Genomic DNA, 24,469 nt, shown 5'->3' with positions numbered 1-24,469 from the left:
GTTTTGATGCCGTCAAAGCCTCTTCTGACCTTATTTCAGGTTTTCCTCAAGTCGGCACATTGGCCCAGTCGATTGGGCCTGCCGCAAGGCCGAAATCGGTCTCGACCAGCCGGCCGATCATCAGGCAGAAACAGTTTCCTTTTCCGGCCGATCGATTATCCTCGCTGCAGCCGCGACGTGCCGCTGCCGGGAGCGGCTCCCGCGGGCCGAGGGAACCATGAGCAGGAACGCGACATCGTCCGCCTTGCCGTCCTTGCCGCTCCGCCCTGCATGTTGGGTGCGGGATGGCGCCAAAGCAGACGTGATCGTTGCTGCGGAGAGTTAAAAGCCAGGTCGCACCCCGTCGCGAACCTGCGAGAGAAAACTACACCCTCACAAACCCCTCGCTCGCTCGAAGCAAGGTGCGCGTATAATCCTCGCTCACGCGGTGGCCGATCAGCTGGCTTGCGGTCAGCGTCTCCACCGCTTCGCCGTTCTGCATCACCATCAGCCGTTCGCACATATGGGTGATGATGGCGAGGTCGTGACTGACCATCAGAAAGGTGAGCTTGCGCCGCCGCCGCACCTCTTCGAGCAGGTTCAGCACCTCGGCCTGGACAGAAGCATCGAGCGCCGAGGTCGGCTCGTCGAGCAAAAGGATCGAAGGTTCGAGGATCAGCGCGCGCGCGATCGCCACGCGCTGGCGCTGGCCGCCGGAGAGCTGGTGCGCATAGCGGAAGCGGAAACCCTTGCCGAGGCCGACTTCGTCCAGCGCGCGCTCGATGCGCTTCTCGCCATCCTGGATTGCGTGAATGGCGAGCGGTTCCTGCAGCAGCCGGTCGACGGTCTGGCGCGGATGCAGCGACCCATACGGATCTTGGAAGACCATCTGCACGTCGCGGTAAAAGGCCTTGTCGCGGGTCTTGCCAAGCGTCTTGCCGTTGACAGCGATGGTGCCGGCAGCGACAGGCGCAAGGCCGGTGATTGCCTTGAGCAGGGTCGACTTGCCGGAGCCGCTTTCGCCAACCAGGCCGTAGGACTCGCCTTCCCTGACTTCGAGTTTAACGCCCTTCAGCGCGCGGAAGCGGTCGAAAATCACCTCCAGCCCTTCGATGGTGATGGCGGCCGTCATGCCGCCCACTCCGGCTTGCGGTCGAGCACCGGCAGCGGGTGTCGCTCGAAGCCGATCCTCGGCATGCAGTTGAGCAGGCCGCGCGTATAGGGATGCTGGGCCTCGCGCAGCTCGGACGCCTTGAGCTGCTCGACCACCTTGCCGGCATACATGACGACCACGCGGTCGCAGAAGGAGGACACCAGGCGCAGATCATGCGAGATGAAGATCAGCCCCATGCCGCGCTCGGCGACCAGCCTATCGAGAATGTTCAGCACATCGAGCTGCACGGTGACGTCGAGCGCCGAGGTCGGCTCGTCGGCGATCATCAGTTCCGGCCCGGCGATCAGCATCATGGCGATCATCGCGCGCTGGCCCATGCCGCCCGAGACCTCATGCGGGTGAAGGTCGAAGACACGGGCCGGATCGCGAATCTGGACCGCCCGCAGCATCTCCAGCGCGCGCTCGCGCGCTTCGGCCTTTCCAACTTTCTCATGCGTGCGCAGCGTCTCGACGATTTGGCGGCCGATGGTCATCACCGGATCGAGCGAGTATTTCGGGTCCTGCAGGATCATAGCGATGCGGTTTCCCCGCAGCGCACGGCGCCGGCTGGATGACACCGAGAGCAGATCGATGCCGTCGAAGCGCAGCTTTTTCGCCGACACCTCGGCCTGCGGCGGGGTCAGGCCCATGATGGCGCGGCCGGTCTGCGACTTGCCGGAGCCGCTCTCGCCGACGATGCCCAGCCGCTCGCGGCCGAGCGAGAAGGAAACGCCGCGAACCGCCTGCACGATTCCGGTGCGTGTCGGGAAAGTGACGCGCAGATCGTCGACTTCGAGCAGCGTGCCTTTCGTTTGCCTATCGGAATTGCCGCTCATTGGTTGCCGCTCATCGGTCGCCACTCATTGGTCGCCACTCCGGGGATCGAGCGCGTCGCGCAGGCCGTCACCGAGCAGGTTGAAGCCGAGGCTGACGATGAGGATGGCAGCGCCTGGCGCGGCAGCCACCCACCACTGGTCGAGGATGAAGCGGCGGCCGGACGCAATCATCGCGCCCCATTCGGGCAGCGGCGGCTGCGCGCCGAGGCCGAGGAAGCCGAGGCCGGCGGCGGTGAGGATGATGCCCGCCATGTCGAGCGTCACCCGGATGATCAGCGAGGAGATGCAGAGCGGCATGATGTGGCGCAGCACGATGCGGAAGGGCGAGGCACCCATCAATTGCACCGCCTTGATGTAGTCGGAATTGCGCACCGTCAGCGTCTCGGCGCGCGCGATGCGCGCGTAAGGCGGCCAGGAGGTGATGGCGATCGCCAGCACCGCGTTCTCGATGCCGGGGCCGAGCGCCGCAACGAAGGCCAGCGCCAGCACCAGCTTCGGGAAAGCCAGGAAGATGTCGGTGATGCGCATCAAAATGGCATCGGTCCAGCCGCCGGCATAGCCTGCGACGGTGCCGACCAGCAGGCCGATGGGCGCGGCGATGATGGCGACGAGGATGACGACATAGAGCGTCCAGCGCGAGCCGTAGAGGATGCGCGAGTAGATATCGCGGCCGAGGTCGTCGGTGCCGAACCAATGCGCGGCGCTCGGCGCCAGCAGACGGGCATTCTTCAGGTCACCCACGGTTGGCGAGTAGGGTGCCAGCACGCCGGCAAGCGCGGCTACCACCACCAACGCGAGAATGATGAGCAAACCGACGAGCGCGAGCCGGTTGGCTGTGAAGCGCCGCCAGGCCACATAGGCGCGGCCGAGCCTTGCCTGCATGCGCGAGGACGGCCGCTCGCTGAGCAGCCATTCGCGACGGGTTTGCATCGTCTCGGCGCTCATTCGACTTTCGTCCGTGGATCGAGGAGCCGATAGAGCAGGTCCGACAGAAGGTTGATGGCGATGAAGACCGAGCCGATGATGATGGTGCCGCCGAGCACCGCGTTCATGTCGGCGTTCTGCAATGAATTGGTGATGTAGAGGCCGATGCCCGGCCAGGAGAAGACGGTCTCGGTCAACACCGAGCCTTCGAGCAGGCTGGCATAGGAAAGCGCGATCACCGTCACCATCGGCACAGCGGCGTTGCGCAGCGCGTGGCCCCAGATGATGCGCGTCTCCGACAGGCCCTTGGCGCGCGCGGCGACGATATATTCCTGCGCCATCTCGTTCAGCATGAAGGAGCGCGTCATGCGGCTGATATAGGCGAGCGCGAAATAGCCAAGCAGGGAGGCCGGCAGGATGATGTGGCGGTAGGCGTCGTAGAAGACATCCCACTGTCCCTGCATGGCCGCATCGAGCAGGTAGAAGCCGGTGATCGGCGTGAAAGTGTATTCGTAGACGACGTCGAGCCGCGCCGGAAAGGCGACCCATTGCAGCTTGGCGTAGAACAGGACGAGGCCGAGGAGCCCCAGCCAGAAGATCGGCACGGAATAGCCGATAAGGCCGATGATGCGCACGATCTGGTCGACGAAACTGCCGCGACGGACAGCAGCGAGCACGCCGAGCGGCACGCCGATGACGGCGCCGATGATCGTGCCGAGCGTCGCCAGCTCGATGGTCGCCGGAAAGACGCGGCGGATGTCGGACATCACCGGATTGGTGGTCAGCACCGAAGTGCCGAAATCGCCGCTGAGCGCGTTTTTGACGTAGATGTAGAACTGCTGGATCAGCGGCAGGTCGAGGCCCATCTCGCGGCGCGTGCGCTCGACGACGGCAGTAGGGGCCCGGTCGCCGAGCACGGCCAGCACCGGATCGATGGGAATGACGCGGCCGATGAAGAAGGTCACAGCGAGAAGACCGAGATAGGTCGTCACCGCGATGACCAGGAAACTGCCGAGCGCGGATAGAATGGCGACGGCACGGGCGCTGCCGCGCCCGGCCACCGCCTGGTTTTCAACTATGCTCACGCGGCGCGTCCGAGAACGCTATTCCTTCGAGACCGCACCGACGAAGTTGGTGTCGAAGCTCGGTCCGAGCGCGAAGCCCTTGAGGTTCTTGCGCAGGCCCGCCACTTCGAGCTGCTGGTGGATGACGACGAAGGGGCTGGTGTCGAGGATCTTCTTCTGCAGATCCTTGTACATGTCGGCGCGCTTAGCCGAATCCTTCTCCAGCAGCGCCGCCTCGGTCTGCTTGGTCAGGTCCGGAATGTCCCAGGCATTACGCCAGGCCAGGGTCTTGATCTTGGCGGCGTCGGAATTGTCCGGGTTCGAGGCGAAGGTCTGGGCATTGGAATTCGGGTCGAAATAGTCCTGGCCCCACTGGCCGATATAGATGTCGTGGTTGCGGGCGCGGTATTTGGTCAGCGTCTGCTTGCCGTCACCGGGAATGATCTCCAGCTTGATGCCGGCCTGACCCAGCGTCTGCTGGATCGATTCCGCCATGCCTGTCTCCGGCTGTTTACTGCGTACGTCCATGGTCACGCTGAAGCCGTTAGGCAGGCCTGCCTTGGCCAGCAGCTCCTTCGCCTTGGCGACATCGAGCTTGAACGGGTTGTCGTCGATGGCGCCGAGGTCGCCCTTGGGCAGGAAGGACTGGTGGATCTCGCCGATGCCCTTGAGGATGGTCGAGCCCAGCGCATCATAGTCGACCAGGTACTTGAAGGCCTGCCGAACCTCCGGCTTGGCGAGGTTGGCGTTCTTCTGGTTGAGGCTGATGTAATAGACCGTGCCCTTCGGCGCGCTGGTGGTGGTGAGATCGCCATTCTTGGCGATGGCGTCGAGATCGTTCGGCTCGAGGTTGCGGGCGACGTCGATATCGCCGGCCTCGAGCGCCAGACGCTGCGCCGAGCTTTCCTTCATGAAGCGGTAGATAACGCGGGCGAGCTTGGCCTTCTCGCCGTTGTAGTTGTCGTTGCGTTCCAGAACGACGACTTCATTGGCGCGCCATTCGCGCAGCTTGTAAGGGCCGGAGCCGGCATAGCCGGTCTTCAGCCAGGCATTGCCGAAGTCGTTGTCCCATTTGTAGTCGGCGCTCGGCGTGACGGCGGCGACATGTTCCTTGACCAGCTTGCTGTCGACGACCGAGGCGACGGTAGCCGACAAGCAGTTGAGCACGAAGCTCGGCGCATAGGCCTTGTCGACAACGAACTGGAAGGTGGTGTCGTCGACCGCCTTGGCCTTTTCGGTGACGTTGTCGCCGCTGATGCCGAACTGGTTGATGATGAAGGCGGGGCTCTTGTCCAGCTTGATCGCGCGCTCGAAGGAATAGGCGACGTCGGCGGCGGTGATCGGATTGCCGGAGGCGAACTTCATTCCGGGCTTGAGCTTGAAGGTGTAGGTCAGGCCGTCGTCGGAAATAGTCCAGCTCTCGGCGAGATCGCCCTTGACTTTGGAGGTGTCGCTGAGGTCGAGGCGAACCAGGAGATCGTAGGTGTTGCCGGTAACCTCAGCGGTTGACAGCTCGAACGCTTCGCCCGGATCCATCGAGATGATATCGTCGAAGGCGAAGCCTTCGACCAACGTGTCGGCAGGCGTGACCGCAAAGGCCGGCACCGCGAGCAGCGCCGACATCGCCACACCCGCGAGAAAGCCACGAGAGCGAAGAGCAAACCTTTCCAGCATCATGGTAGTCGTTCCCTGTTTTGTTGATTGTTGACCTGAGTTCCCGGCTCAGGGTTGCAGAATTCCTTGGGACCGATCGACGGCCCACCGACCCTTACCGTCGTGGTTTTTGTCCAGTTGGTCAACACCCTATTCGGCGGCGTTCGAACCCGCAACGCGCATTTTGCGAGATAGCTTATTCGGCCAGAATGGGCCACCGCGAGTCGACCCAGGCGCCGGCTAACCGAAGCCGTCGATTAAGAAAATCTGCCAAATCTTGGCCGCTTGGAAGTCGCCCGTCATTTCAGCTGCGCGACCAGGTTCGCGTCCGGAAAGCAGGTGGCGGTCTTGCCGTTCTTCGCTTGCCAGACGCCGATCGAGCGGCGTGTCTTGAAGCCGGGCAGGCCGTCGGCGCTGCCGACATCGTAGCCCTTCGCCTCCAGCGCTTGCTGGAGGGCAGCGATATCGGACCGGTGGAGATCGCCCACCCGCCCCCAGGTACCGGCAAAGGTGGCGTCGCCTTTGGCGATGCGATCGGCGGCGTGGCCGATGAACAGCGCATAGAGATCGCTGGTGTTGTATTGCTTCAGCACATAGAAATTCGGCGTGACGATGAAAGCGGGGCCGCTGCGTCCGGCCGGCATCAGCAGGAAACCCTCGGCCTTGAGTTCACTGGCAGGAAACGCCTTTCCGTCGACGCGCCTGATGCCCATCGCCACCCAGTCGGAAATCTTCTTGCCCTGGTCGGGTCCTTCGAGCGCGCAGGAGACGTTTGCCGGCGCAATCACCTCGGTCCCCCAGCCGCGCCCCCTCACCCAGCCATAGTGGACAAGATAGTTGGCGATGGAGGCGAGCACGTCCGGCGTCGAATTCCAGATGTCGGGCCGGCCGTCGCCGTCGAAATCGACGGCATGCTTGAGGAAGGACGTCGGCATGAATTGCGGCTGGCCGAGCGCGCCGGCCCAGGAGGACTTCATCGCATTGACCGGAGCGAGCCCGCGCTCGACGAACTCTAGTGCGGCCAGCACCTCGGTGCGGAAGAAATCCTTCTTCGTCGACATGAACGCCTTGGTGCCTAGCACCTCGAAGGCGTCGTAAGGCATCTTGGCGGCGCCGAAGCCGGTCTCGCGACCCCAGATCGCCAGCACGATCTCGCCAGGCACGCCGTAGCGCTTCTCGATGAGCCCAAGCACGCGGGCGTTGGCGCTCTCGCGCGACCGTCCTCCGCCGGTGACGGCCCGAATGGTCTTCTCGGCGAAATAATTGGCGGGCGGACCGAACTCCGCCTGGTGCTGTTTTTGCGGCGTCGCCGGCTTCTCGCCGGGCATGACGAGATCCGGCAGTTTCAGGTTCGGCTTCACGCCGATGAAGGCGGCGTCGAAGGTCTTTTTGGAAATGCCTTTGGCCTTGGCCTCGGGCCAGAGGTCGTTTTGCAGCCAGGCCTGGAATTGGTTGTCGATGGGCGTGGCGCGAGCGGGGAGGGTGAGGAGGACGGCAAGCGCCGCAAGGAAAAATGCGAAGCCGAATTTGGAAAAGCCGCGTTCTGTCGCGCCCCCCTCTGTCTTGCCGGACATCTCCCCCACTTGGGGGGAGATTGGCTGTTTCGGTGCCCCGCCTCTTCCTGCGACCTTGGATATTGGCGAAAGCCGGCGTGACGTCTGATCTCCCCCCTTGCGGGGGAGATGTCCGGCAAGACAGAGGGGGGTGGGACGGAGTGCGGCCTTTCCGGGAAAAACGCCAGTCACCAATCCCCTCCCCTCAAAACGCCGTCCTCGAGCGCAGCGCCGCGGCAAGCGTGCCTTCGTCGAGATAGTCGAGTTCGCCGCCGACCGGAACGCCATGCGCGAGCCTAGTCACCTTGACCTCGAAACCCGAGAGCTGATCGGTCAGGTAGTGCGCCGTGGTCTGGCCCTCGACGGTGGCGTTGACGGCAAGGATCACCTCCTTCACCTCGCCGCCGGCGACACGGTCTACCAGCGAGCGGATGTTGAGCTGGTCCGGGCCGATGCCATCGAGCGGCGACAGCGTGCCGCCGAGCACGTGATAGCGCACATTCATGGCGGCGGCGCGTTCCAGCGCCCAGAGATCGGAGACGTCCTCGACGACGATAAGCGTGCCGGCATCGCGGCGTGGATCGGTGCAGATCATGCACGGGTCGGAGGTGTCGACATTGCCGCAGGTCGAGCAGATGCGCACTTTATCGGCCGCCTCGCCCATGGCTGCGGCTAAAGGCTCGAGCAGCTGCTCCTTCTTCTTGATGAGATGGAGAGCCGCGCGCCTTGCCGAACGCGGCCCGAGCCCCGGCACCTTGGCCAGGAGCTGGATCAGGCGTTCTATCTCTGGACCGGCGATTCTTTTCGACATCGCTCTGATCTAGAGCAATTCCGGGAAAAGTGCGAAACGGTTTTCAGAGCGCTTTGGTGACATCCGCAACAGGAAATGATCCGCCATGCCGTCATGGCGGATCATTTGATGGCGGGTTGGCTCAGTAGGCTTCGAGCGGCCGGGACTGGCTGACAATCAGCGCGCCGATGGCGTCGGTGTTCTCAGGCGTCGACTGGAATCCCATCGCCGCTTCCTGCGGAGCGCTCGGAACGGAGGTGATGTAGCGACCTTTCAACGTGCCGCCGAAGCGGGAGGCGTCGGGCTCCTCCATCGGCTCCTGCATCGCCACCATGATCGGCTTCGCCGTGACGCGGCCGGCCTTCTGCCCTGGCGCGGCGGAGGCCGTCACATAGGTCTGCTGGGCAGCAACGGTTGTGGTCTTGGCCGGAAGCGCTGGCGCGGCAGCCGCGGTCGTAGCGGCCTGCTTGGCCGGATCAGCGTGAACGATCGTCTTGACCACCGGCTCGGCGGAAGCGACGAGGACCGGAGCGGTGGGGTCGGTCTTCTGCGACTTGCCGGAGGCCATGGCGAGCATCGGCTCATCCGGCAACGGCTGCCAGTTGCGGCCGCGCTTCTCATAGAAGGCATTGCCGCCGGCCACCATCGTGTAGTGCATGTTCTTGTAGGGGAAACGCAGGCCGGCGGTGTGGAAGAACATCGTGTTCTTGAGCTTGGCCTTGCGCTCGCCTTTCAGCACTGCCTCGGCGGCTTCTTCGACATCTGGCAATGCCCGCGAATTCATCGGGCGCGTCAGCACGCCCGGGGCGAACTGGCCCTTTTCGCCGACGACCTCGCAGATCGTGCTGCCATGCTGTCCCGAGCGTAGCCGATTCATCACGACCGTGCCGACGGCGATCATGCCGTCACGGCTCGACCGGTTGGACTCGAAGAACATCGCCCTTTGCAGGCACTCCTTGTCCTTCATCGAGTATTTATAGGAACGCGAGCTGAGGAAGCTCGGGGTGACGGCGTCGGTCAGGCTCGCCACCGACATGCCATGTGAAGCGGTCTGGCTGCAGCCGGCCAGGAGCAAGGGGGAAGCGGCGATGCCGATAAGCAGCAGCGGCGTCTTCCATCGCGTCGCGATCAACAAAAAAGCCTCATTTCCAGATGCCAGCCCGCCCCGAGATGTGGCAAGAATGAGACTCTTTCAGGCAAAAAGATGGCTAGATGGTTAGCAACCTCTGGACTTGGGTAAAACTTTATGAATGTCGCGAAATGAGCCCGTGAGCATGCCGGCAAAATGGTTAATATTGCGGCCCGGGCTCAATTTTCGTTCACAATCAATTAACTGGTGGCAGATGCCCTAGAACGGCAATTTCATTCCGGGCGGTATAGGCAAGCCCGCAGTCAATGCCTTGGTCTTTTCCTGCATGACCAGCTCGACCTTATTTTTGGCATCATTGTGAGCGGCCAACAGCAAGTCTTCGAGGATCTCCACCTCGTCGTCCTTCAGCAAGGACGGATCGATCTTCAGCGCCTTCATTTCGAACTTGCCGGTCAGGGTCACGCTGACCAGGCCGCCACCCGCCTGCCCAGTGGCTTCCAGGGTGGCGATCTCATCCTGCATGGCCTGGAACTTGGCCTGCATTTCCTTTGCCTTGCCCATCAGGCCGAGAAGATCCTTCATCGTGAAACTTCCTCTTGTTGGAATCTACGTTAACGCGAGTATGATCTTGACCGAAACCGGTCCGTACTCTTTCCCTGACGCGTTCGTCAGCTCTAAATCTCTTCGTCGTCGGCAGCCGGCTCAACCGGCAGGTCGGCGTCAGCGCCTTCCGCTTCCGGCACATCGGGAATGCGCACGTCGATGATCTTGGCGCCGGGAAAGCGGGCGAGGATGGCGGCGACGGTCGGATCGCTCCTGGCATCGGAGAAGGCGTTCTCGCGCTTTGTCGTCTCCATCTCGGCCAGCGTCTTGCTACCCTCTTCCTTCGACAGCGAGACCAGCCAGTTGCGGCCGGTCCAGGCACGCAGCTTGGAGGTCAGGTCGTTGAGCAGCATCTTGGGCGCATCGTCGGTCAGGCTGACGTCGATGCGGCCAGGCTCGATGCGCACCAGCCGCACGCAGCGCTTGACCAACACCTTGAAGGCGATGTCGCGGTTGGCATCGGCCAGGGCCGCGATGTCGGCCAGCGACTTCACCGGAACGGCCGGTGTTTCGATGACCGGTTCGGGCGCCGGGACGAAGGCGGCGGGCGCGGGCTGCATCTCGACCAGCCGCATGGTCTGCCCTCCGCCGTTAGAGGCCGGCATCCGCGCCGGCGCCACGGCATTTGTGCCGCCGCCACTGCTTGCCGGCGCTCCATTGGCGCGCGGAGCGCCATTCGGCACAGGGGCCGCCCCCTCGAGCGATTTCAGCGCTTCGTCCAGCGTCGGCAGGTCGGCGGCATGCGCCAGCCGGATCAGCACCATCTCGCCGGCGCTGACTGGACGGTTGGAGGACTGCACCTCGGGAATGCCTTTCAAGAGCATCTGCCAGGTTCGCGAGAGCACGCGCACCGACAGCGTGCTCGCAAATTCGGCGCCGCGCCGCCGCTCGTCCTCGGAGAGCGAGGCATCATTGGCCGCGGCCGGCACGAACCGCAGACGCGTAACGAGGTGGTTGAATTCCGCCAGGTCGGTGAGCACCGCGGCCGGATCGGCGCCGGTATCGTATTGCGCGCGGAATTCGGACAAAGCCGCTGCAACATCACCCTTCATGACGTGCTCGAACAGGTCGATGATACGGGCGCGGTCGGCCAAGCCCAGCATGGCGCGAACAGCGTCGGCGCTGACGGTGCCGCTGCCATGGGCGATCGCCTGATCGAGGATGGAGAGCGAATCGCGTGCCGAGCCCTCGGCGGCCCGCGCAATCATCGCCAAAGCCTCATCATCGACGGAAATACCTTCCTTCGCGGCAATCGAGGAAAGATGCGCGACGAGCGCGCTGGCATCGATGCGCCTCAGGTCGAAGCGCTGACAGCGCGATAGAACCGTGATCGGCACCTTGCGGATCTCGGTGGTGGCGAAGATGAATTTGACATGCGGCGGCGGCTCTTCCAGCGTCTTCAACAGGCCGTTGAAGGCCTGGGTGGAGAGCATGTGCACTTCGTCGATGATGTAGACCTTGTAGCGGGCCGAGACCGGCGCGTAGCGGACGCGGTCGATGATGTCCCTGATGTCGTCGATGCCGGTATGGGAAGCCGCGTCCATCTCGATGACGTCGACATGGCGGCCTTCCATGATCGCCTGGCAATGCTCGCCGGGGGTCGAAAGGTCGACGGAGGGCTGGTCGACAGTGGCGGTTTTATAGTTCAGGGCGCGTGCGAGAATGCGCGCCGTCGTCGTCTTGCCGACACCGCGCACGCCGGTCAGCATCCAGGCCTGGGCGATGCGGCCAGTGGCGAAGGCATTGGTGAGCGTGCGGACCATCGGCTCCTGGCCGATCAGTTCGGAGAAATTGGAGGGGCGGTATTTGCGCGCCAGCACGCGATAGGCGCCGGCCTTACCTGTCTCCAGGCTTTCTGGCCCCGAATTTCCGGCTTCGCTCATTCGCCGTCAAAAGCTCCAAGGACCGCGACGGAAGGCGGCCGATTCCTGCGCACAGTCTCGCCCGCACGGCTCGGCGCCGTCAATGTCGCGGGAGTAAGGCGAAGAGGCGGGAGGCTGGAACAATGACCCGTTCCGGGCTCGTTAGGGCTGCTTCCTTCCGGACCTGACCCGGTTGGCGAGTGGATCGTCCACCACCAACCTCCCAAGCTCCATATCGGCAATTCAGCGGCGAAATGCAAGGGTCGTTGTGGATCACCGGCCAGGCCATGCGGTGCAGACGACCTTCAAATCCGCAGGAGCGGTCAATGATTCGCTTGCAGCCACCTTGCCGTCGCTCTAGCGTTCAGGGTTTGAAGCATTCTCGAAAAGTGAGGGAAACGCCCATGCTGCCTGGCCTAAAGGCCGGTTTCACACTGGACGCCCGATTGGAGGCGGACAGTGAGCAGCTCATGTGGCTCGGCCTGTGCGAGCTCCGGCTGATGAACGATCGCCGCTGGCCGTGGCTGGTCCTGGTGCCGCAGCGGCCGGGCGTGGAGGAAATCCACGACCTGACGCCGCTCGACCAGACGATGCTGACCTTCGAGACCAATATGGTGGCGCACGCGCTGAAGCGGGTGACCGGCTGCACCAAGATCAACACCGGGGCGCTCGGCAACATCGTGCGCCAGCTGCACGTCCATGTCATCGCCCGCAGCGAGAGCGACCCCGGCTGGCCAGGGCCGGTCTGGGGGCATGGCATGCGCGAGCCGTATGAGCGCTCCGACATCCGCCGGTTTGCCGAAAAGATCAAGGCAGCGCTATAAAGCCATCAGTGTCCATTCCTGCCCCTCCTCGAGTCTCCTATGAACTTTCGTCTGTTTGACGCGCCTTTGCGCGAGCCGAGCCAATTCGTCGGTTTCGCCGGCAACCGGATCGACCGGCAATCGGAAAACCGCGCCGACGACGCGGTCGAGAAGGCGCTTGGCGAGCGATCGGCGCGGCTGATGCTGATGCATGGCGGCAGGCTTTATCTGAAGCTCGACGACGGCAAATTCGACCCATGGTTCGAAGCGGCGGAAAGCCAGGCCTTCGAGGTTTCGCTCGACGGCGGCGTGCTGCTCGGCCTTTCGGAGAGCGGCCCGGTGCTGGCCGTGCCCGCCGGCATCGAACCGGAAAATCTGCCGGAAACGGTGAAGGCGATCGACTACCGCTCCGTCTATATGCAGGGGCTGATAGACGAAGCGGCGGCCGGCGCGCTGGCGCAGGGCGCTGCGCTGCTCGCCTGGCATGCCAGCCACGCTTTCTGCAGCAAATGCGGCAATCGCTCGGAGATGCGCGCCGGCGGCTACAGGCGGCATTGCCCGGCCTGCGGCACCGACCATTTCCCGCGCACCGATCCGGTGGCGATCATGCTCACGGCGACGCGCGAGAAATGCCTGCTCGGGCGCGGCCGGCATTTCGGGCCCGGCATGTATTCGGCCCTTGCCGGCTTCATCGAGCCCGGCGAGACGATAGAGGCGGCGGTGCGCCGCGAGACGCTGGAGGAGGCCGGAATCCGGCTCGGCCGCGTCGTCTACCACGCCAGCCAGCCTTGGCCGTTCCCCTATTCGCTGATGATCGGCTGCTTCGGCGAGCCGCTCAACGAGGACATCCAGGCCGACCTGAACGAGCTCGAAGACTGCCGCTGGTTCTTCCGCGATGAGGTGCGCTCGATGCTGGAGAGGACGCACCCGGGCGGCCTGATCACGCCGCCGAAAGGGGCGATCGCCCACCACCTCATCCGCGCCTGGGTCGACAGCGAATAGGAGCCGAGAAATGATCCGTCATACCGTCGTGTTCACGCTGAAGCATCCGCCGCATTCGTTGGAGGCGAAGCGGTTCCTCCACGATGCCAAGAAGATCCTGACCGCGATCAAGGGTGTGACGCATTTCGAGCAGCTGCGCCAAGTGAGCCCCAAGAACGACTATCAGTTCGGCTTCTCGATGGAGTTCGCCGACCAGGCTGCCTACACCAGATACAACGAGCATCCCGACCACGTCGCGTTCGTGCGCGACCGCTGGCTGCCTGAGGTCGAGAAATTTCTCGAGATCGACTATGTCCCGCTCGGCTTTGGCTGAGATTGGATCGAGCGCCGGCGTCTAAGATTGACGCGGACCTCCATGAGGTCGTTATCCCAGGGCGGAGCGACGCGAAGCGGAGCGCAGACCCTGGGATCCATGCCGTTACCTCAGTCGAGGGGCGCAGCGGAGCAGAATCTGGACCGTCCTAACGCGTTGAAGTCCCGGCATGGATCCTCGGGTCTGCGCCGCGTCGCTTCGCTCCTTGCTTCGCCCGTGGATGACGAAGCATCAAGGCCTTTGCCAATCTCGAAGGTCCTAGGAACCACCTAATCGGCGACCTTCCACTGCTCGCGCGACGCGCTTGCCGGATAGACGCCGAGAATGCGCATTTCGCGCGAGAAGAAGCGCAATTCGTCGAGCGCCAGCTTGACCAGCGGATCATCGGGGTGGCCCTCGATGTCGGCATAGAACAGCGTCGCTGTGAAGGCGCCGAGCTGGTAGCTCTCGAGCTTGGTCATGTTGATGCCGTTGGTGGCGAAGCCGCCCATGGCCTTGTAGAGCGCGGCCGGCACGTTGCGGACACGGAAGATGAAGGTGGTCATCATCCTGGCTTCCAGCGACGGGCGCTCGGCCCATTGCTTGTTCTTGGTCAGCACGACGAAGCGGGTGACGTTCGAGTCGGTGTCCTCGACATTCTTCTCGATGATGTCGAGGCCGTAGAGCTCGGCGGCAAGCGCAGGCGCAAGCGCCGCCATCGTGCGGTCCTTGACCTCGGAGACCATCTTGGCCGATCCCGCCGTGTCGCCGGCGACCACCGGCTTCCAGCCATTCTTGCGGATGTATTTGCGGCATTGGCCAAGGGCATGGATATGGCTGTGCACGCTTCTGATCTCTTCGCGTTTCACGCCCGGCAGCACCATCAGCTGGAAATGGATGGGCAGGAAATACTCGCCGACGATGTGCAGGCGCGATTCCGGCAAAAGATGATGGATGTCGGCGACGCGCCCGGCAATCGTGTTCTCGATCGGGATCATGGCGAGCTCGGCCTTGCCGGTCTCGACCGCGTTGAAGGCGTCTTCGAAGGTGGGACAGGGCAACGGCTCCATCGAGGGGAACATGTTGCGGCAAGCGGTATCGGAATTGGCGCCCGGCTCGCCCTGGAAGGATATTCTGTTGGTCTTTTCAGGCATGCGCCAAGGTCTCGCTTACGGATGTCTCAGTTTGAAAGAATTTGCCTGGCGCGCTCGAGATCGTCGGGCGTGTCGACGCCGAGCGGCAGCGACCGGACGATCTCGGCATCGATGCGCATGCCGGCTTCCAGCGCCCGCAGCTGCTCCAGCCGCTCACGGCGTTCGAGCGGCGACGGCTTCAGCGCCACGAAGCGTTCCAGCGCTGTCCGGCGGTAGGCATAGAGGCCGATGTGGTGATAGAGCGGGCCCTCCCCCCACGGCGCCTTGGCGCGCGTGAAATAGAGCGCCTTCAGCCTTGTCGCCGAGAGCGGCGAGCCGACGATCTTGACCACGTTCGGATTGGTCCTTTCCTCGTCGCGCACAATCTCGACGCCGAGCGTGGCTATGTCGACCGACGGGTCGGCGAAGGGCCGCAGCGATGCGCCGATGATCTCAGGATCGATGGTCGGCAGATCGCCCTGGACGTTGACGATGGTTTCGACCTTTTTCTCCGGGTCCAGCAGGGTGAGGGCCTCGAAGATGCGGTCGGATCCCGATTCGTGGTCCGCGCGCGTCATCACCGCCTCGAAACCGTGATCCCTTACCGCCGAGGCGACCGCTTCGGTGTCGGTCGCCACCACCACACGGCCGAGCCCGGCCTCGGCGCCGCGGCGGGCGACATGGACGATCATCGGCGCGCCGGCGATGTCGGCCAGCGGCTTGCCCGGCAGGCGCGTCGAGGCCATGCGGGCGGGGATCAGGATCAATGTCGACATGGGACTTCTGGGACAGCCGGGGAAGCGGATGGAAAAGTGGCAAAACGTCTCACTGGAAGCGCCCTTATAGGTGTTGCAACGACGAAGCAAAAGACCTAGTTTCCGCGCGATTTAACGGGCCCGTTGGGGCCTTCGCTATACCGACGGACGGAGTGGACGGGACGGTCCGCCGGAAAAGGGAGCAAGGGGCGTATGGATTCCAACGAAGTCAACAAGCTGCTCGCCGGATTCCTCGGAACCTGTTTCGTCGTCTTTTCCGTGGGTATCGTTTCCGACGGGCTGTTTGCCTCCCCCGCTCCCGAGAAGCCGGGCTTCGCCATCGAGGCGGCCGAGCCGGCCGAAGGCGGCGGCGCTGCCGCGCCCGCGGCCGAAGCCAAGCCGATCGCCGACCTGCTCGCAGCCGCCAATGCCGAGACGGGCGCCGCCATTTTCAAGAAGTGCCAGGCCTGCCATTCCGGCGAAAAGGGCGGCCCCAACAAGGTCGGTCCGGACCTCTGGGACATCATCGATCGCCCCGTCGCCGAGCATGAGGGCTTCGCCTATTCGGCCGGCATGAAGGATTTCTCCAAGGGCGGCGCCGAGAAGTGGACCTACGACAACCTCAACCACTTCATCAACGCGCCGAAGAAGTTCGTGAAGGGCACGGCGATGGGCTTTGCCGGCCTGCCGAAGGATGAGGACCGCGCCAACGTGATCGCCTATCTGCGCACGCTGTCGGACAATCCGAAGCCGCTGCCGCAGCCGGGCGCTTCGGCGGAAGCCAAGCCCGCCGAAGGCGCCGCCGCGGCGAAGCCGGCCGCAGGTGCGGCACCCGCCAAGCCGGCCGAAGGTGCGGCTCCGGCAAAGCCGGCCGAAGGTGCCGCCCCGGCCAAGCCGGTCGCGCCCGCGCAATAAACATTTCGTCATAAAGACACCTTGGAAAAGCCGGGTTCGTCCCGGCTTTTTTGTTAGGAAAGCCGCATATGCTGAGACAAAAGCCGGCGCTTGCGGTTTTCACCGGCGTCAAATGATCTAGATTGCCGGTGGGTACTGTTGCGACGAGGAGAACGCATGACGGTCGGCCGCTCCCGGACGTTTTTCGCATCGATGCTGGCGATCGCCTTCGCCGCCAGCCTGCAGGCCAGCCTCGCTGATGAGTGGCACACCACGTCCTCGCTGACCGGCCCGTCCAAATACGGCGAAAATTTCCAACGCTACGACTATGTCAATCCGGACGCTCCCAAGGGTGGCGCCCACGACTCCGTCGTTGTCGGCACTTTCGACAGCTTCAATCCCTATATCGTGCCGGGGTCGCCGGCCGCGGGGCTCGCCGGGTTCGGCGGCGGCCTGCTCTACGACACGCTGATGGACCAGGCGACCGACGAGGGCAGCGTCAGCCACCCGCTGGTTGCCGAGGCCTATAAATACCCGCCCGACTATTCCTCTGCGACCTACCGGCTCGACCGGCGAGCGAAATGGCATGACGGCCAGCCGATCACGGTCGACGATGTGGTCTGGTCGTTCCAGGTGCTGAAGGCCAACGCCCCCCAATACAACCGCTATTTCGAGAACGTTACCGACGCGGTGGCGATTTCCGACCGCGAGGTCGAGTTTCATTTCAACCAGAAGGGCAACCGCGAGCTGCCCAAGATTATCGGCGATCTGGTCGTCCTGCCGAAGCACTGGTGGGAGGGCACCGATGCCAGCGGCAAGAAGCGCGACATCACCAGGCCGACTCTCGAGCCGCCGCTGGGATCAGCCGCCTACAAGATCGCCAGCTTCAAGCCGGGTTCCGAGATCGTCTGGCAGCGCGTGGCTGATTACTGGGGCGCCAAGCTGCCGGTGAAGATCGGCCGGGAGAACTTCGACACTCAGCGCTTCACCTACATACTGGACGAGAATGCTGCGTGGCAGGCCTTTACCAAGGGCGGGCTAGACGACATCAAGGCCGAAAACAGCTCGCGGCGGTGGGCGACGGCTTACAACTTTCCGGCGGTGAACGCCGGCGACGTGATCAAAAAGGAATTCAAGACCACTTCGCCGGAGCCGATGCAAGCCTTCATGCTGAACCAGCGCCGGCCGCTGTTCCAGGATCGCCGGGTCCGCGAGGCGCTAACCTATCCCTATGACTTCGAGACGATGAACCGAACGCTGTTCTTCAATTCCAACACGCGCACCCAAAGCTATTTCCAAGGTACGGAACTCGCGTCGAGCGGATTGCCGCAAGGCAAGGAACTCGAAATCCTCGAGAAGTATCGCGACAAGCTGCCGCCTGAACTGTTCACCCAGGAATTCAAGCTGCCGGTCTACGACTCACCGCAAGCGGAGCGGAAATATCTGAAGCAGGCTGTCGACCTCTTCGCCCAGGCCGGCTGGGTGATCAAGGGCGGCAAGATGATGAACGCCAAGAGCGGCGCGCCGTTCAAATTCGAGATCCTCGGCACGTCCGACACGGATCAGATCCTCTCCGGCAACTATATCGCCAATCTGCGCAAGATCGGCGTCGATGCGACGCTGCGCATCATCGACCCCAGCCAGTACGTCAACCGCGTCAACAATTTCGACTACGACGTCATCACCAACGTGCTGCAGCAGTCGGATTCGCCCGGCAACGAACAGCGCGATTTCTGGAGTTCGAAGTCCGCCGATTCACCCGGCTCGCGCAATTACTCCGGCATCAAGGACCCGGTCGTCGACGCGCTGGTGGACCGCGTCATCTTCGCCACCGACCGCGACGATCTCGTCGCCGCCACTCATGCGCTCGATCGCGTGCTGTTGTGGAACTACTATACCGTGCCGCAATACTACCGGGCGGTGGTCTGGCTTGCCTACTGGAACAAGTTCGGCATGCCCGAAAAGCAGCCCAGCTACCGTGGCGCCGATATCGACTCCTGGTGGATCGATACGGCGAAGGAAAAGGCATTGACCGCCAAATACAGGGGCAACTGATGAGGCGGCAGACATTGCTTCCTCGTCGCGACTTCCTGGCGCTCGGCGCGGCGGCGACTGCCGCAGTGCTGCTGCCGGGTCGGGCTTTCGCTCAGACCCCGACCGGTGTCAAATTGCATGGGCTGTCGGCGTTCGGCGATTTGAAATACAAGCCTGACTTCGCGCATTTCGATTATGTCAATGTCGATGCGCCGCAAGGCGGCACCTTCAATTTCCAGCCTTTCAACTGGGTCGCGAACCAGACCCCGCTGACCTTCAGCACCCTGAATTCATTCGTCCCCAAGGGCGATGCGCCGCAGCGCACGGAAATGTGCTTCGATGCGCTGATGGTGCGGGCGCTTGACGAGCCCGACGCCGTCTATGGGCTGATCGCCGACGGGGTCACGATTTCCGACGACCGCAACGGCTTCACCTTCTCGCTGCGCCCGCAGGCCCGTTTCCACGACGGCACGCCGCTGACGGCCGAGGATGCCGCCTTCACCTTCAAGCTGCTGAAGGACAAGGGGCACCCAGACTATTCGCTGTCGCTGACGCATCTGGAGGACGCCGTAGCGGTGGACGCCCACACGCTTGAACTCAAATTCTCAGGCAAGCAGGCCTCCCGCACGATTCTCAACGTCGTCCAGATGCCGATCCTGTCGAAAGCCTTCTATACGGCCAATCCGTTCGATTCCTCGCAGATGAATCCTCCGTTGGGTTCAAGCGCCTACAAGATCGGCCGCTGGTCGGCCGGGGCCTGGATCGAATATGAGCGGGTGGCCGACTATTGGGGCAACGATCTTCCGGTCAATCGCGGCCAGAACAATTTCCAGCGCATTCGCATCGAATCCTACCAGAACCGCAACGCCGCGTTCGAAGCGTTCAAGAAGGGCGAGATCCTCTACAGGGAAGAATCCGTTTCGCGTGTCTGGGCCACGGGTTACGATTTTCCGGCTGTCACGGCCGGCAAGGTGGTGAAGCACGAATTCCCGGCGGAAAAGGTGCCTTCCATGCAGGCCACCGCCGTCAATCAAAGGCGGGAACAGTTCCGGGACTCCCGCGTTCGGCAGGCGATCGCACTCTGCTTCGACTTCGAATGGACCCGACGCAATTTCTTCTACGGCTCATATGAGCGCTCGCAGTCTTGCTTCGAGAAATCGGATTTTCGCGCCGAAGGCGTGCCGTCGCCGCAGGAACTGACTTTGCTGGAGCCGCTGCGGGATCAGATTCCGCCCGAGACTTTCGGCGAAGCCGTGACCCAGGCTGTATCGAACGGCTCAGGCCGCGACCGCCAATTGCTGGGCAAGGCGGCGAAGCTTCTCGCCGAGGCCGGCTGGAAGCGATCCGGCGCGTTTGTCGTGAACGACAAGGGCGGACGGCTATCAGCCGAAATCCTCGTCGACGACGACGCGTTCGTGCAGATTTACTCGCCCTGGGTCGACAATATGAAGGCTGTCGGCATCGATGCCTCAATCCGGCTGGTCGATGCCGCGCAGTATCAATTGCGACAGAACACATTCGACTACGACATGATCTCCGCCGCCTTCTCCTTTAGCGCAACCCCGACCCGTGATGACCTCGAGACCTTCTTCCATTCGCGAAGCGCGTCGGTCTCAGGCTCTCGGAACCTGCCGGGCATAGCGAGTCCGGCTATAGACGCGCTGATCGACGCCGTCGGCGCGGCCAAGGACCGTGAGAGCCTCACCGTCGCCATGCGGGCGCTCGATCGGGCCTTGCGCGCTCGGCGCGATTGGATTCCAAGTTGGTATCTGGCGAATCACCGAAGCGCCTATTGGGACATGTTCGGCTTTCCCGAGCAGAAGCCCGATTTCGGCTTTCCGGTCGAAGCGCTGTGGTGGGTCGACAAGGGCAAGGCGGCGAAAATTGGCAAAGGGTGAATTTCTTGCGGGCGTCGGTGCCGCCCCTCACCTGCCTGCCGGCATCCTCTCCCCGTATAGTGACGGGGAGCGGGAAGCCTTCATCTATGGTTTCGCCAATCACAAGCGCCGTGGCGAACGTGCCGAGATCGCGGCCAGCCCCTTTCTCCCCGTCACTTTACGGGGAGAAATGTCCGGCAGGACGATGAGCGGCGGCGCCGACGCCGACAATTGGTCTGAAGCGATTGCCTCGGGGACGCCTCCAGATACAGTGGTCTTCCCCAAGGAGGGCAACATCTGATGGGCGCCTATATCCTGCGCCGCATCCTGCTGATGATCCCGACGCTGTTCGGCATCATGGCGATCTCCTTCGCCGTCATCCAGTTCGCGCCGGGCGGCCCGGTCGAGCAGGTCATCGCCAAGCTCACCAACCAGGGCGGCACCGATCGCCTCGGCGGCGGCGGTGGCGACGCGGGCGCCACCAATTTCGACGTCGCCGGCGATGTCGGCTCGAAATATCGCGGGGCCCAAGGGTTGGACCCCGAATTCATCAAGAAGCTCGAAAAGCAGTTCGGCTTCGACAAGCCGCCGCTCGAGCGCTTCGGCATGATGCTGTGGAACTATGCCCGCTTCGACTTCGGCGACAGTTATTTTCGCGACATCTCGGTGCTCGACCTGATCCTGGAAAAGATGCCAGTGTCGATCTCGATCGGGCTCTGGATCACGCTGCTCTCCTACCTGATCTCGATCCCGCTCGGCATCCGCAAGGCGGTGCAGGACGGCTCGACCTTCGATGTCTGGACGAGCGGCGTGGTGATCGTCGGCTATGCCATCCCCGGCTTCCTGTTCGGCATCCTTTTGATGGTGCTGTTTGCCGGCGGCTCGTTCTGGGATTGGTTCCCGCTCCGCGGCATCGTTTCCGACAATTGGGACCAGCTGTCCTGGCCGGACAAGATCATCGACTATTTCTGGCACATGACGCTGCCGCTGACCGCACTTGTGCTGTCGGCCTTCGCCACGACGACGCTTTTGACCAAGAACTCGTTCCTCGAGGAGATCCGCAAGCAATATGTGGTGACGGCGCGCGCCAAGGGTCTGTCGGAGCGCAAGGTGCTTTATGGCCATGTCTTCCGCAACGCCATGCTGATCGTCATCGCAGGCTTCCCGGGCGCCTTCATCTCGGCCTTCTTCACCGGCTCGCTGCTGATCGAGAACATCTTCTCGCTCGACGGGCTCGGCCTGCTCGGCTTCAAGTCGGTGATCGACCGCGACTATCCGGTGGTCTTCGCCAATCTCTACATCTTCTCGCTGCTCGGCCTGTTCGTCGCCCTGCTCTCGGACCTGATCTACACCTGGGTCGATCCGCGCATCGATTTCGAGCGGAGAGACGTCTGATGACGGCAGCTTCGGCAGAAACCAAGCCGGCCCGCGCCGCCCGGCCGTGGTTGTCGCCGCTCAATCAGCGGCGGCTGCAAAACTTCAAGGCGAACCGGCGCGGCTACTGGTCGCTGTGGATCTTCCTGTTGCTGTTCGTGCTGTCGCTGTTTTCCGAATTGATCGCCAACGACAAGCCCATCATCGCCTCCTACAAGGGCGAGATCCTGTTTCCGGTTCTGGTCGCCTACCCGGAAGAGAAATTCGGCGGCTTTTATGCCGTCACGGACTATCGCGATCCGGTGATTCAGGACGAGATCAATGCCAATGGCTGGATGATCTGGCCGCCGGTCCGCTACTCCTATCAAACGGTCAACAACGCCATCCCAGAAGCCGCACCCGCCAAGCCGTCCTGGCTTTACGACAGGAAGACGCGCTGCAGCCAGTATCCGCAGGGCGAAGCCGATCCGAACTGCGTCGTCGGCAACTGGAATTGGCTGGGCACCGACGATCAGGCGCGCGACGTGCTGGCACGCGTGCTTTACGGCTTCCGCATCTCGGTGCTCTTCGGGCTGATCCTGACGCTCGGCTCCTCGCTGATCGGCGTCGCGGCCGGCGCGGTGCAAGGCTATTTCGGCGGCTGGACGGACCTTCTCTTTCAGCGCTTCATCGAGATCTGGTCGGCGATCCCGGTGCTTTATCTGCTGCTCATCGTCTCCGCGATCCTGCCGCCCGGCTTCTTCATCCTGCTCGGCCTGATGCTGCTGTTCTCCTGGGTGGCGCTGGTCGGCGTGGTGCGGGCCGAGTTCCTGCGCGCGCGCAACTTCGAATATGTCAACGCGGCGCGCGCGCTTGGCGTGCCCAACCTCACCATCATGTTCCGCCATCTCCTGCCCAACGCCATGGTGGCGACGCTGACCTTCCTGCCCTTCCTGCTCTCGGGCTCGATCTCGACGCTGACCTCGCTCGACTATCTCGGCTTCGGCCTGCCGCCGGGTTCGGCCTCGCTCGGCGAATTGCTGAAGCAGGCGCAACGCAATCTCAACGCGCCCTGGCTCGGCATCTCCGGCTTCATCGTGATTTCGCTGATGCTGTCGCTGCTGGTCTTCATCGGCGAGGCGACGCGCGATGCCTTCGATCCGCGCAAGACGTTCAAATGAGCGACCCTCTGCTTTCCGTCCGCGATTTGAGTGTCGCCTTCGCGCAAGGCGGCAAGCAGTCGATCGCCGTCGACCACGTCTCCTTCGACATCGGCAAGGGCGAGACGGTGGCGCTGGTCGGCGAATCCGGATCCGGCAAATCGGTCTCGGCGCTCTCGGTGCTGAAGCTGTTGCCCTACCCGTCGGCCAGCCACCCCTCGGGAAAGATCCTGTTCCACGGCGCCGACCTGCTCCACGCCAACGAAAGGACGCTGCGCGGCGTGCGCGGCAACAAGATCACCATGATCTTCCAGGAGCCGATGACCTCGCTCAATCCGCTGCACACGATCGAGCAGCAGATCGTCGAGGTGCTGAAGCTGCATCAGGGGCTGGGCGATCGCCAGGCCCACGCTCGCACGTTGGAGCTGCTCACCGAGGTCGGGATACGCGACCCGCAGAAGCGGCTCGATGCCTATCCGCACCAGCTCTCCGGCGGCCAGCGCCAGCGCGTCATGATCGCCATGGCCTTGGCCAACGAGCCGGAACTCTTGATTGCCGACGAGCCGACGACGGCGCTCGACGTGACCGTGCAGGCGCAGATCCTCGAACTGCTCGCCGGCCTGAAAAGCCGCAAGCGCATGTCGATGCTATTCATCACCCATGACCTCGGCATCGTCAGAAAGATCGCCGACCGCGTCTGCGTCATGACGAAGGGCAAAATAGTCGAGACCGGGCCGACCAAGGAGATCTTCGCCAACCCGCAACACGCCTATACCAAGCACCTCTTGGCCGCCGAGCCGAAGGGCAAACCGCCGGCGGCGAATGCCGATGCCACGGCCGTCATGACCGGCAAGGACATCAAGGTCTGGTTCCCGATCAAGCGGGGCTTCTTCCGCCGCACCGTCGACCATGTGAAGGCGGTGGACGGCATCGACGTTACCGTACGCGCCGGCCAGACGCTCGGCGTGGTCGGTGAATCCGGCTCCGGCAAGACGACGCTCGGCCTGGCGCTTGCGCGGATGATCTCGTCCACGGGCGCGATCAACTTCAACGGGCGCGACATCAACCAGCTTTCCTTCAGCGCCATGCGGCCGCTGCGGCGCGAGCTGCAGATCGTGTTCCAGGACCCGTTCGGATCCTTGAGCCCGCGCATGTCGGTCGCGGAGATCATTGAGGAAGGGCTGAAGATCCACGCGCCGAAACTCTCGCCCGATGAGCGCGACGACAAGGTCGTCGAGGTGTTGAAGGAAGTCGGTCTCGACCCGGAGACGCGTCACCGCTATCCGCATGAATTCTCGGGCGGCCAGCGCCAGCGTGTCGCCATCGCCCGCGCCATGGTGCTCAACCCGCGCTTCGTCATGCTCGACGAGCCGACCTCGGCGCTCGACATGAGCGTGCAGGCGCAGGTGGTCGATCTGTTGCGCAACCTGCAGGCCAGGCACAACCTCGCTTATCTCTTCATCAGCCACGACCTGAAGGTCATCCGCGCCCTTGCCAATGACGTGATCGTCATGCGCAATGGTCAGATCGTCGAAGCCGGGCCGTCCGAACAGATTTTCGACCGCCCGCAAACCGACTATACGAGGGCGCTGATCTCGGCCGCGTTCCGGATCGAAACGGCACCGACCGGGGTCGTCAGCGAGTAGGCTGGAAATACAG

General features: G+C 63.2%; 22 protein-coding genes and 1 other RNA gene. 10 read left to right on the top strand and 13 right to left on the bottom strand.

Going from position 1 to position 24,469, the window contains the following annotated elements:
* Positions 1-364 precede the first annotated feature (364 nt).
* From P9228_RS04675 to ffs, 11 genes are all read right to left on the bottom strand, one after another.
* Positions 365-1,111 (bottom strand): ABC transporter ATP-binding protein, encoded by a 747-nt coding sequence (locus tag P9228_RS04675; RefSeq protein WP_278052528.1) that lies wholly within the window; start codon positions 1,109-1,111, stop codon positions 365-367.
* Positions 1,108-1,968, bottom strand: coding sequence for an ABC transporter ATP-binding protein (locus tag P9228_RS04670; protein ID WP_066996477.1), 861 nt, complete (start codon positions 1,966-1,968; stop codon positions 1,108-1,110). The genes P9228_RS04675 and P9228_RS04670 overlap by 4 nt, the downstream gene beginning before the upstream one ends.
* A 24-nt stretch (positions 1,969-1,992) precedes the next feature.
* On the bottom strand, positions 1,993-2,913 hold the full coding sequence (nikC, locus tag P9228_RS04665; protein WP_095824242.1) for a nickel transporter permease: 921 nt from the start codon (positions 2,911-2,913) through the stop codon (positions 1,993-1,995).
* Entirely contained in the window at positions 2,910-3,977 is a 1,068-nt protein-coding gene (locus tag P9228_RS04660) for an ABC transporter permease (RefSeq protein ID WP_095824243.1), read from the bottom strand. Before P9228_RS04660 ends, nikC begins: the two co-directional genes overlap by 4 nt.
* An 18-nt stretch (positions 3,978-3,995) precedes the next feature.
* Positions 3,996-5,633: an ABC transporter substrate-binding protein gene (locus tag P9228_RS04655; protein ID WP_278052527.1), complete on the bottom strand. Its 1,638-nt coding sequence runs from the start codon at positions 5,631-5,633 to the stop codon at positions 3,996-3,998.
* A gap of 275 nt (positions 5,634-5,908) precedes the next feature.
* On the bottom strand, positions 5,909-7,183 hold the full coding sequence (locus P9228_RS04650) for a lytic murein transglycosylase (protein WP_278052526.1): 1,275 nt from the start codon (positions 7,181-7,183) through the stop codon (positions 5,909-5,911).
* A gap of 184 nt (positions 7,184-7,367) precedes the next feature.
* The gene (recR, locus tag P9228_RS04645) at positions 7,368-7,973 is read right to left on the bottom strand and encodes a recombination mediator RecR (RefSeq protein WP_066996262.1); all 606 of its coding nucleotides are present in this window, start codon (positions 7,971-7,973) and stop codon (positions 7,368-7,370) included.
* Between the two features lie 121 nt (positions 7,974-8,094).
* Entirely contained in the window at positions 8,095-9,084 is a 990-nt protein-coding gene (locus tag P9228_RS04640; protein ID WP_278052525.1) for a cell wall hydrolase, read from the bottom strand.
* A gap of 216 nt (positions 9,085-9,300) precedes the next feature.
* The gene (locus P9228_RS04635; RefSeq protein WP_066996259.1) at positions 9,301-9,624 is read right to left on the bottom strand and encodes a YbaB/EbfC family nucleoid-associated protein; all 324 of its coding nucleotides are present in this window, start codon (positions 9,622-9,624) and stop codon (positions 9,301-9,303) included.
* 92 nt (positions 9,625-9,716) lie between these two features.
* Positions 9,717-11,528, bottom strand: a complete 1,812-nt coding sequence (locus P9228_RS04630) for a DNA polymerase III subunit gamma/tau (protein ID WP_278052524.1) — start codon at positions 11,526-11,528, stop codon at positions 9,717-9,719.
* Positions 11,529-11,634: 106 nt separating this feature from the next.
* An RNA gene (ffs, locus tag P9228_RS04625) (signal recognition particle sRNA small type) lies at positions 11,635-11,731 on the bottom strand.
* Between the two features lie 180 nt (positions 11,732-11,911).
* On the opposite strand from ffs, the gene P9228_RS04620 reads away from it, so the two are divergent.
* The 3 genes from P9228_RS04620 to P9228_RS04610 are packed head-to-tail and all read left to right on the top strand — an operon-like array spanning position 11,912 to position 13,625.
* Positions 11,912-12,331, top strand: a complete 420-nt coding sequence (locus tag P9228_RS04620) for an HIT family protein (protein WP_066996253.1) — start codon at positions 11,912-11,914, stop codon at positions 12,329-12,331.
* Positions 12,332-12,370: 39 nt separating this feature from the next.
* Positions 12,371-13,312 (top strand): NAD(+) diphosphatase, encoded by a 942-nt coding sequence (gene nudC, locus P9228_RS04615; RefSeq protein ID WP_095824247.1) that lies wholly within the window; start codon positions 12,371-12,373, stop codon positions 13,310-13,312.
* A 10-nt stretch (positions 13,313-13,322) separates the two neighbouring features.
* Complete coding sequence (locus tag P9228_RS04610) at positions 13,323-13,625, top strand: Dabb family protein (protein ID WP_095777526.1); 303 nt, start codon at positions 13,323-13,325, stop codon at positions 13,623-13,625.
* A 269-nt stretch (positions 13,626-13,894) separates the two neighbouring features.
* Here P9228_RS04610 and P9228_RS04605 read toward each other — a convergent pair whose 3' ends face one another.
* Positions 13,895-14,758: a prephenate dehydratase gene (locus tag P9228_RS04605; protein ID WP_278052523.1), complete on the bottom strand. Its 864-nt coding sequence runs from the start codon at positions 14,756-14,758 to the stop codon at positions 13,895-13,897.
* 26 nt (positions 14,759-14,784) lie between these two features.
* Positions 14,785-15,513, bottom strand: coding sequence for a 3-deoxy-manno-octulosonate cytidylyltransferase (locus P9228_RS04600; protein ID WP_278052522.1), 729 nt, complete (start codon positions 15,511-15,513; stop codon positions 14,785-14,787).
* A 192-nt stretch (positions 15,514-15,705) separates the two neighbouring features.
* Between P9228_RS04600 and P9228_RS04595 the strand changes: the two genes are divergently transcribed.
* From P9228_RS04595 to P9228_RS04565, 7 genes are all read left to right on the top strand, one after another.
* Positions 15,706-16,407 (top strand): cytochrome c family protein, encoded by a 702-nt coding sequence (locus P9228_RS04595; protein ID WP_278052521.1) that lies wholly within the window; start codon positions 15,706-15,708, stop codon positions 16,405-16,407.
* A gap of 156 nt (positions 16,408-16,563) precedes the next feature.
* A complete protein-coding gene (locus tag P9228_RS04590; protein ID WP_067324474.1) occupies positions 16,564-18,441 on the top strand; it encodes an extracellular solute-binding protein in 1,878 nt (625 codons plus the stop codon).
* A complete protein-coding gene (locus P9228_RS04585; protein WP_067324472.1) occupies positions 18,441-20,318 on the top strand; it encodes an extracellular solute-binding protein in 1,878 nt (625 codons plus the stop codon). Before P9228_RS04590 ends, P9228_RS04585 begins: the two co-directional genes overlap by 1 nt.
* On the top strand, positions 20,305-20,598 hold the full coding sequence (locus tag P9228_RS04580) for a hypothetical protein (RefSeq protein WP_067324470.1): 294 nt from the start codon (positions 20,305-20,307) through the stop codon (positions 20,596-20,598). Before P9228_RS04585 ends, P9228_RS04580 begins: the two co-directional genes overlap by 14 nt.
* Positions 20,598-21,692 (top strand): microcin C ABC transporter permease YejB, encoded by a 1,095-nt coding sequence (locus P9228_RS04575; RefSeq protein ID WP_066996227.1) that lies wholly within the window; start codon positions 20,598-20,600, stop codon positions 21,690-21,692. The genes P9228_RS04580 and P9228_RS04575 overlap by 1 nt, the downstream gene beginning before the upstream one ends.
* Positions 21,692-22,831 (top strand): ABC transporter permease, encoded by a 1,140-nt coding sequence (locus P9228_RS04570; protein ID WP_095824249.1) that lies wholly within the window; start codon positions 21,692-21,694, stop codon positions 22,829-22,831. Before P9228_RS04575 ends, P9228_RS04570 begins: the two co-directional genes overlap by 1 nt.
* Positions 22,828-24,456: an ABC transporter ATP-binding protein gene (locus P9228_RS04565; RefSeq protein ID WP_278052520.1), complete on the top strand. Its 1,629-nt coding sequence runs from the start codon at positions 22,828-22,830 to the stop codon at positions 24,454-24,456. The genes P9228_RS04570 and P9228_RS04565 overlap by 4 nt, the downstream gene beginning before the upstream one ends.
* Positions 24,457-24,469 lie beyond the last annotated feature (13 nt).

Source organism: Mesorhizobium sp. WSM4898 (assembly GCF_029625845.1).
In the GTDB taxonomy this organism is placed as follows: Bacteria; Pseudomonadota; Alphaproteobacteria; order Rhizobiales; family Rhizobiaceae; genus Mesorhizobium.
Note: the sequence above shows the minus strand (reverse complement) of the source record. Positions and strands in the feature narration are given on the sequence as shown.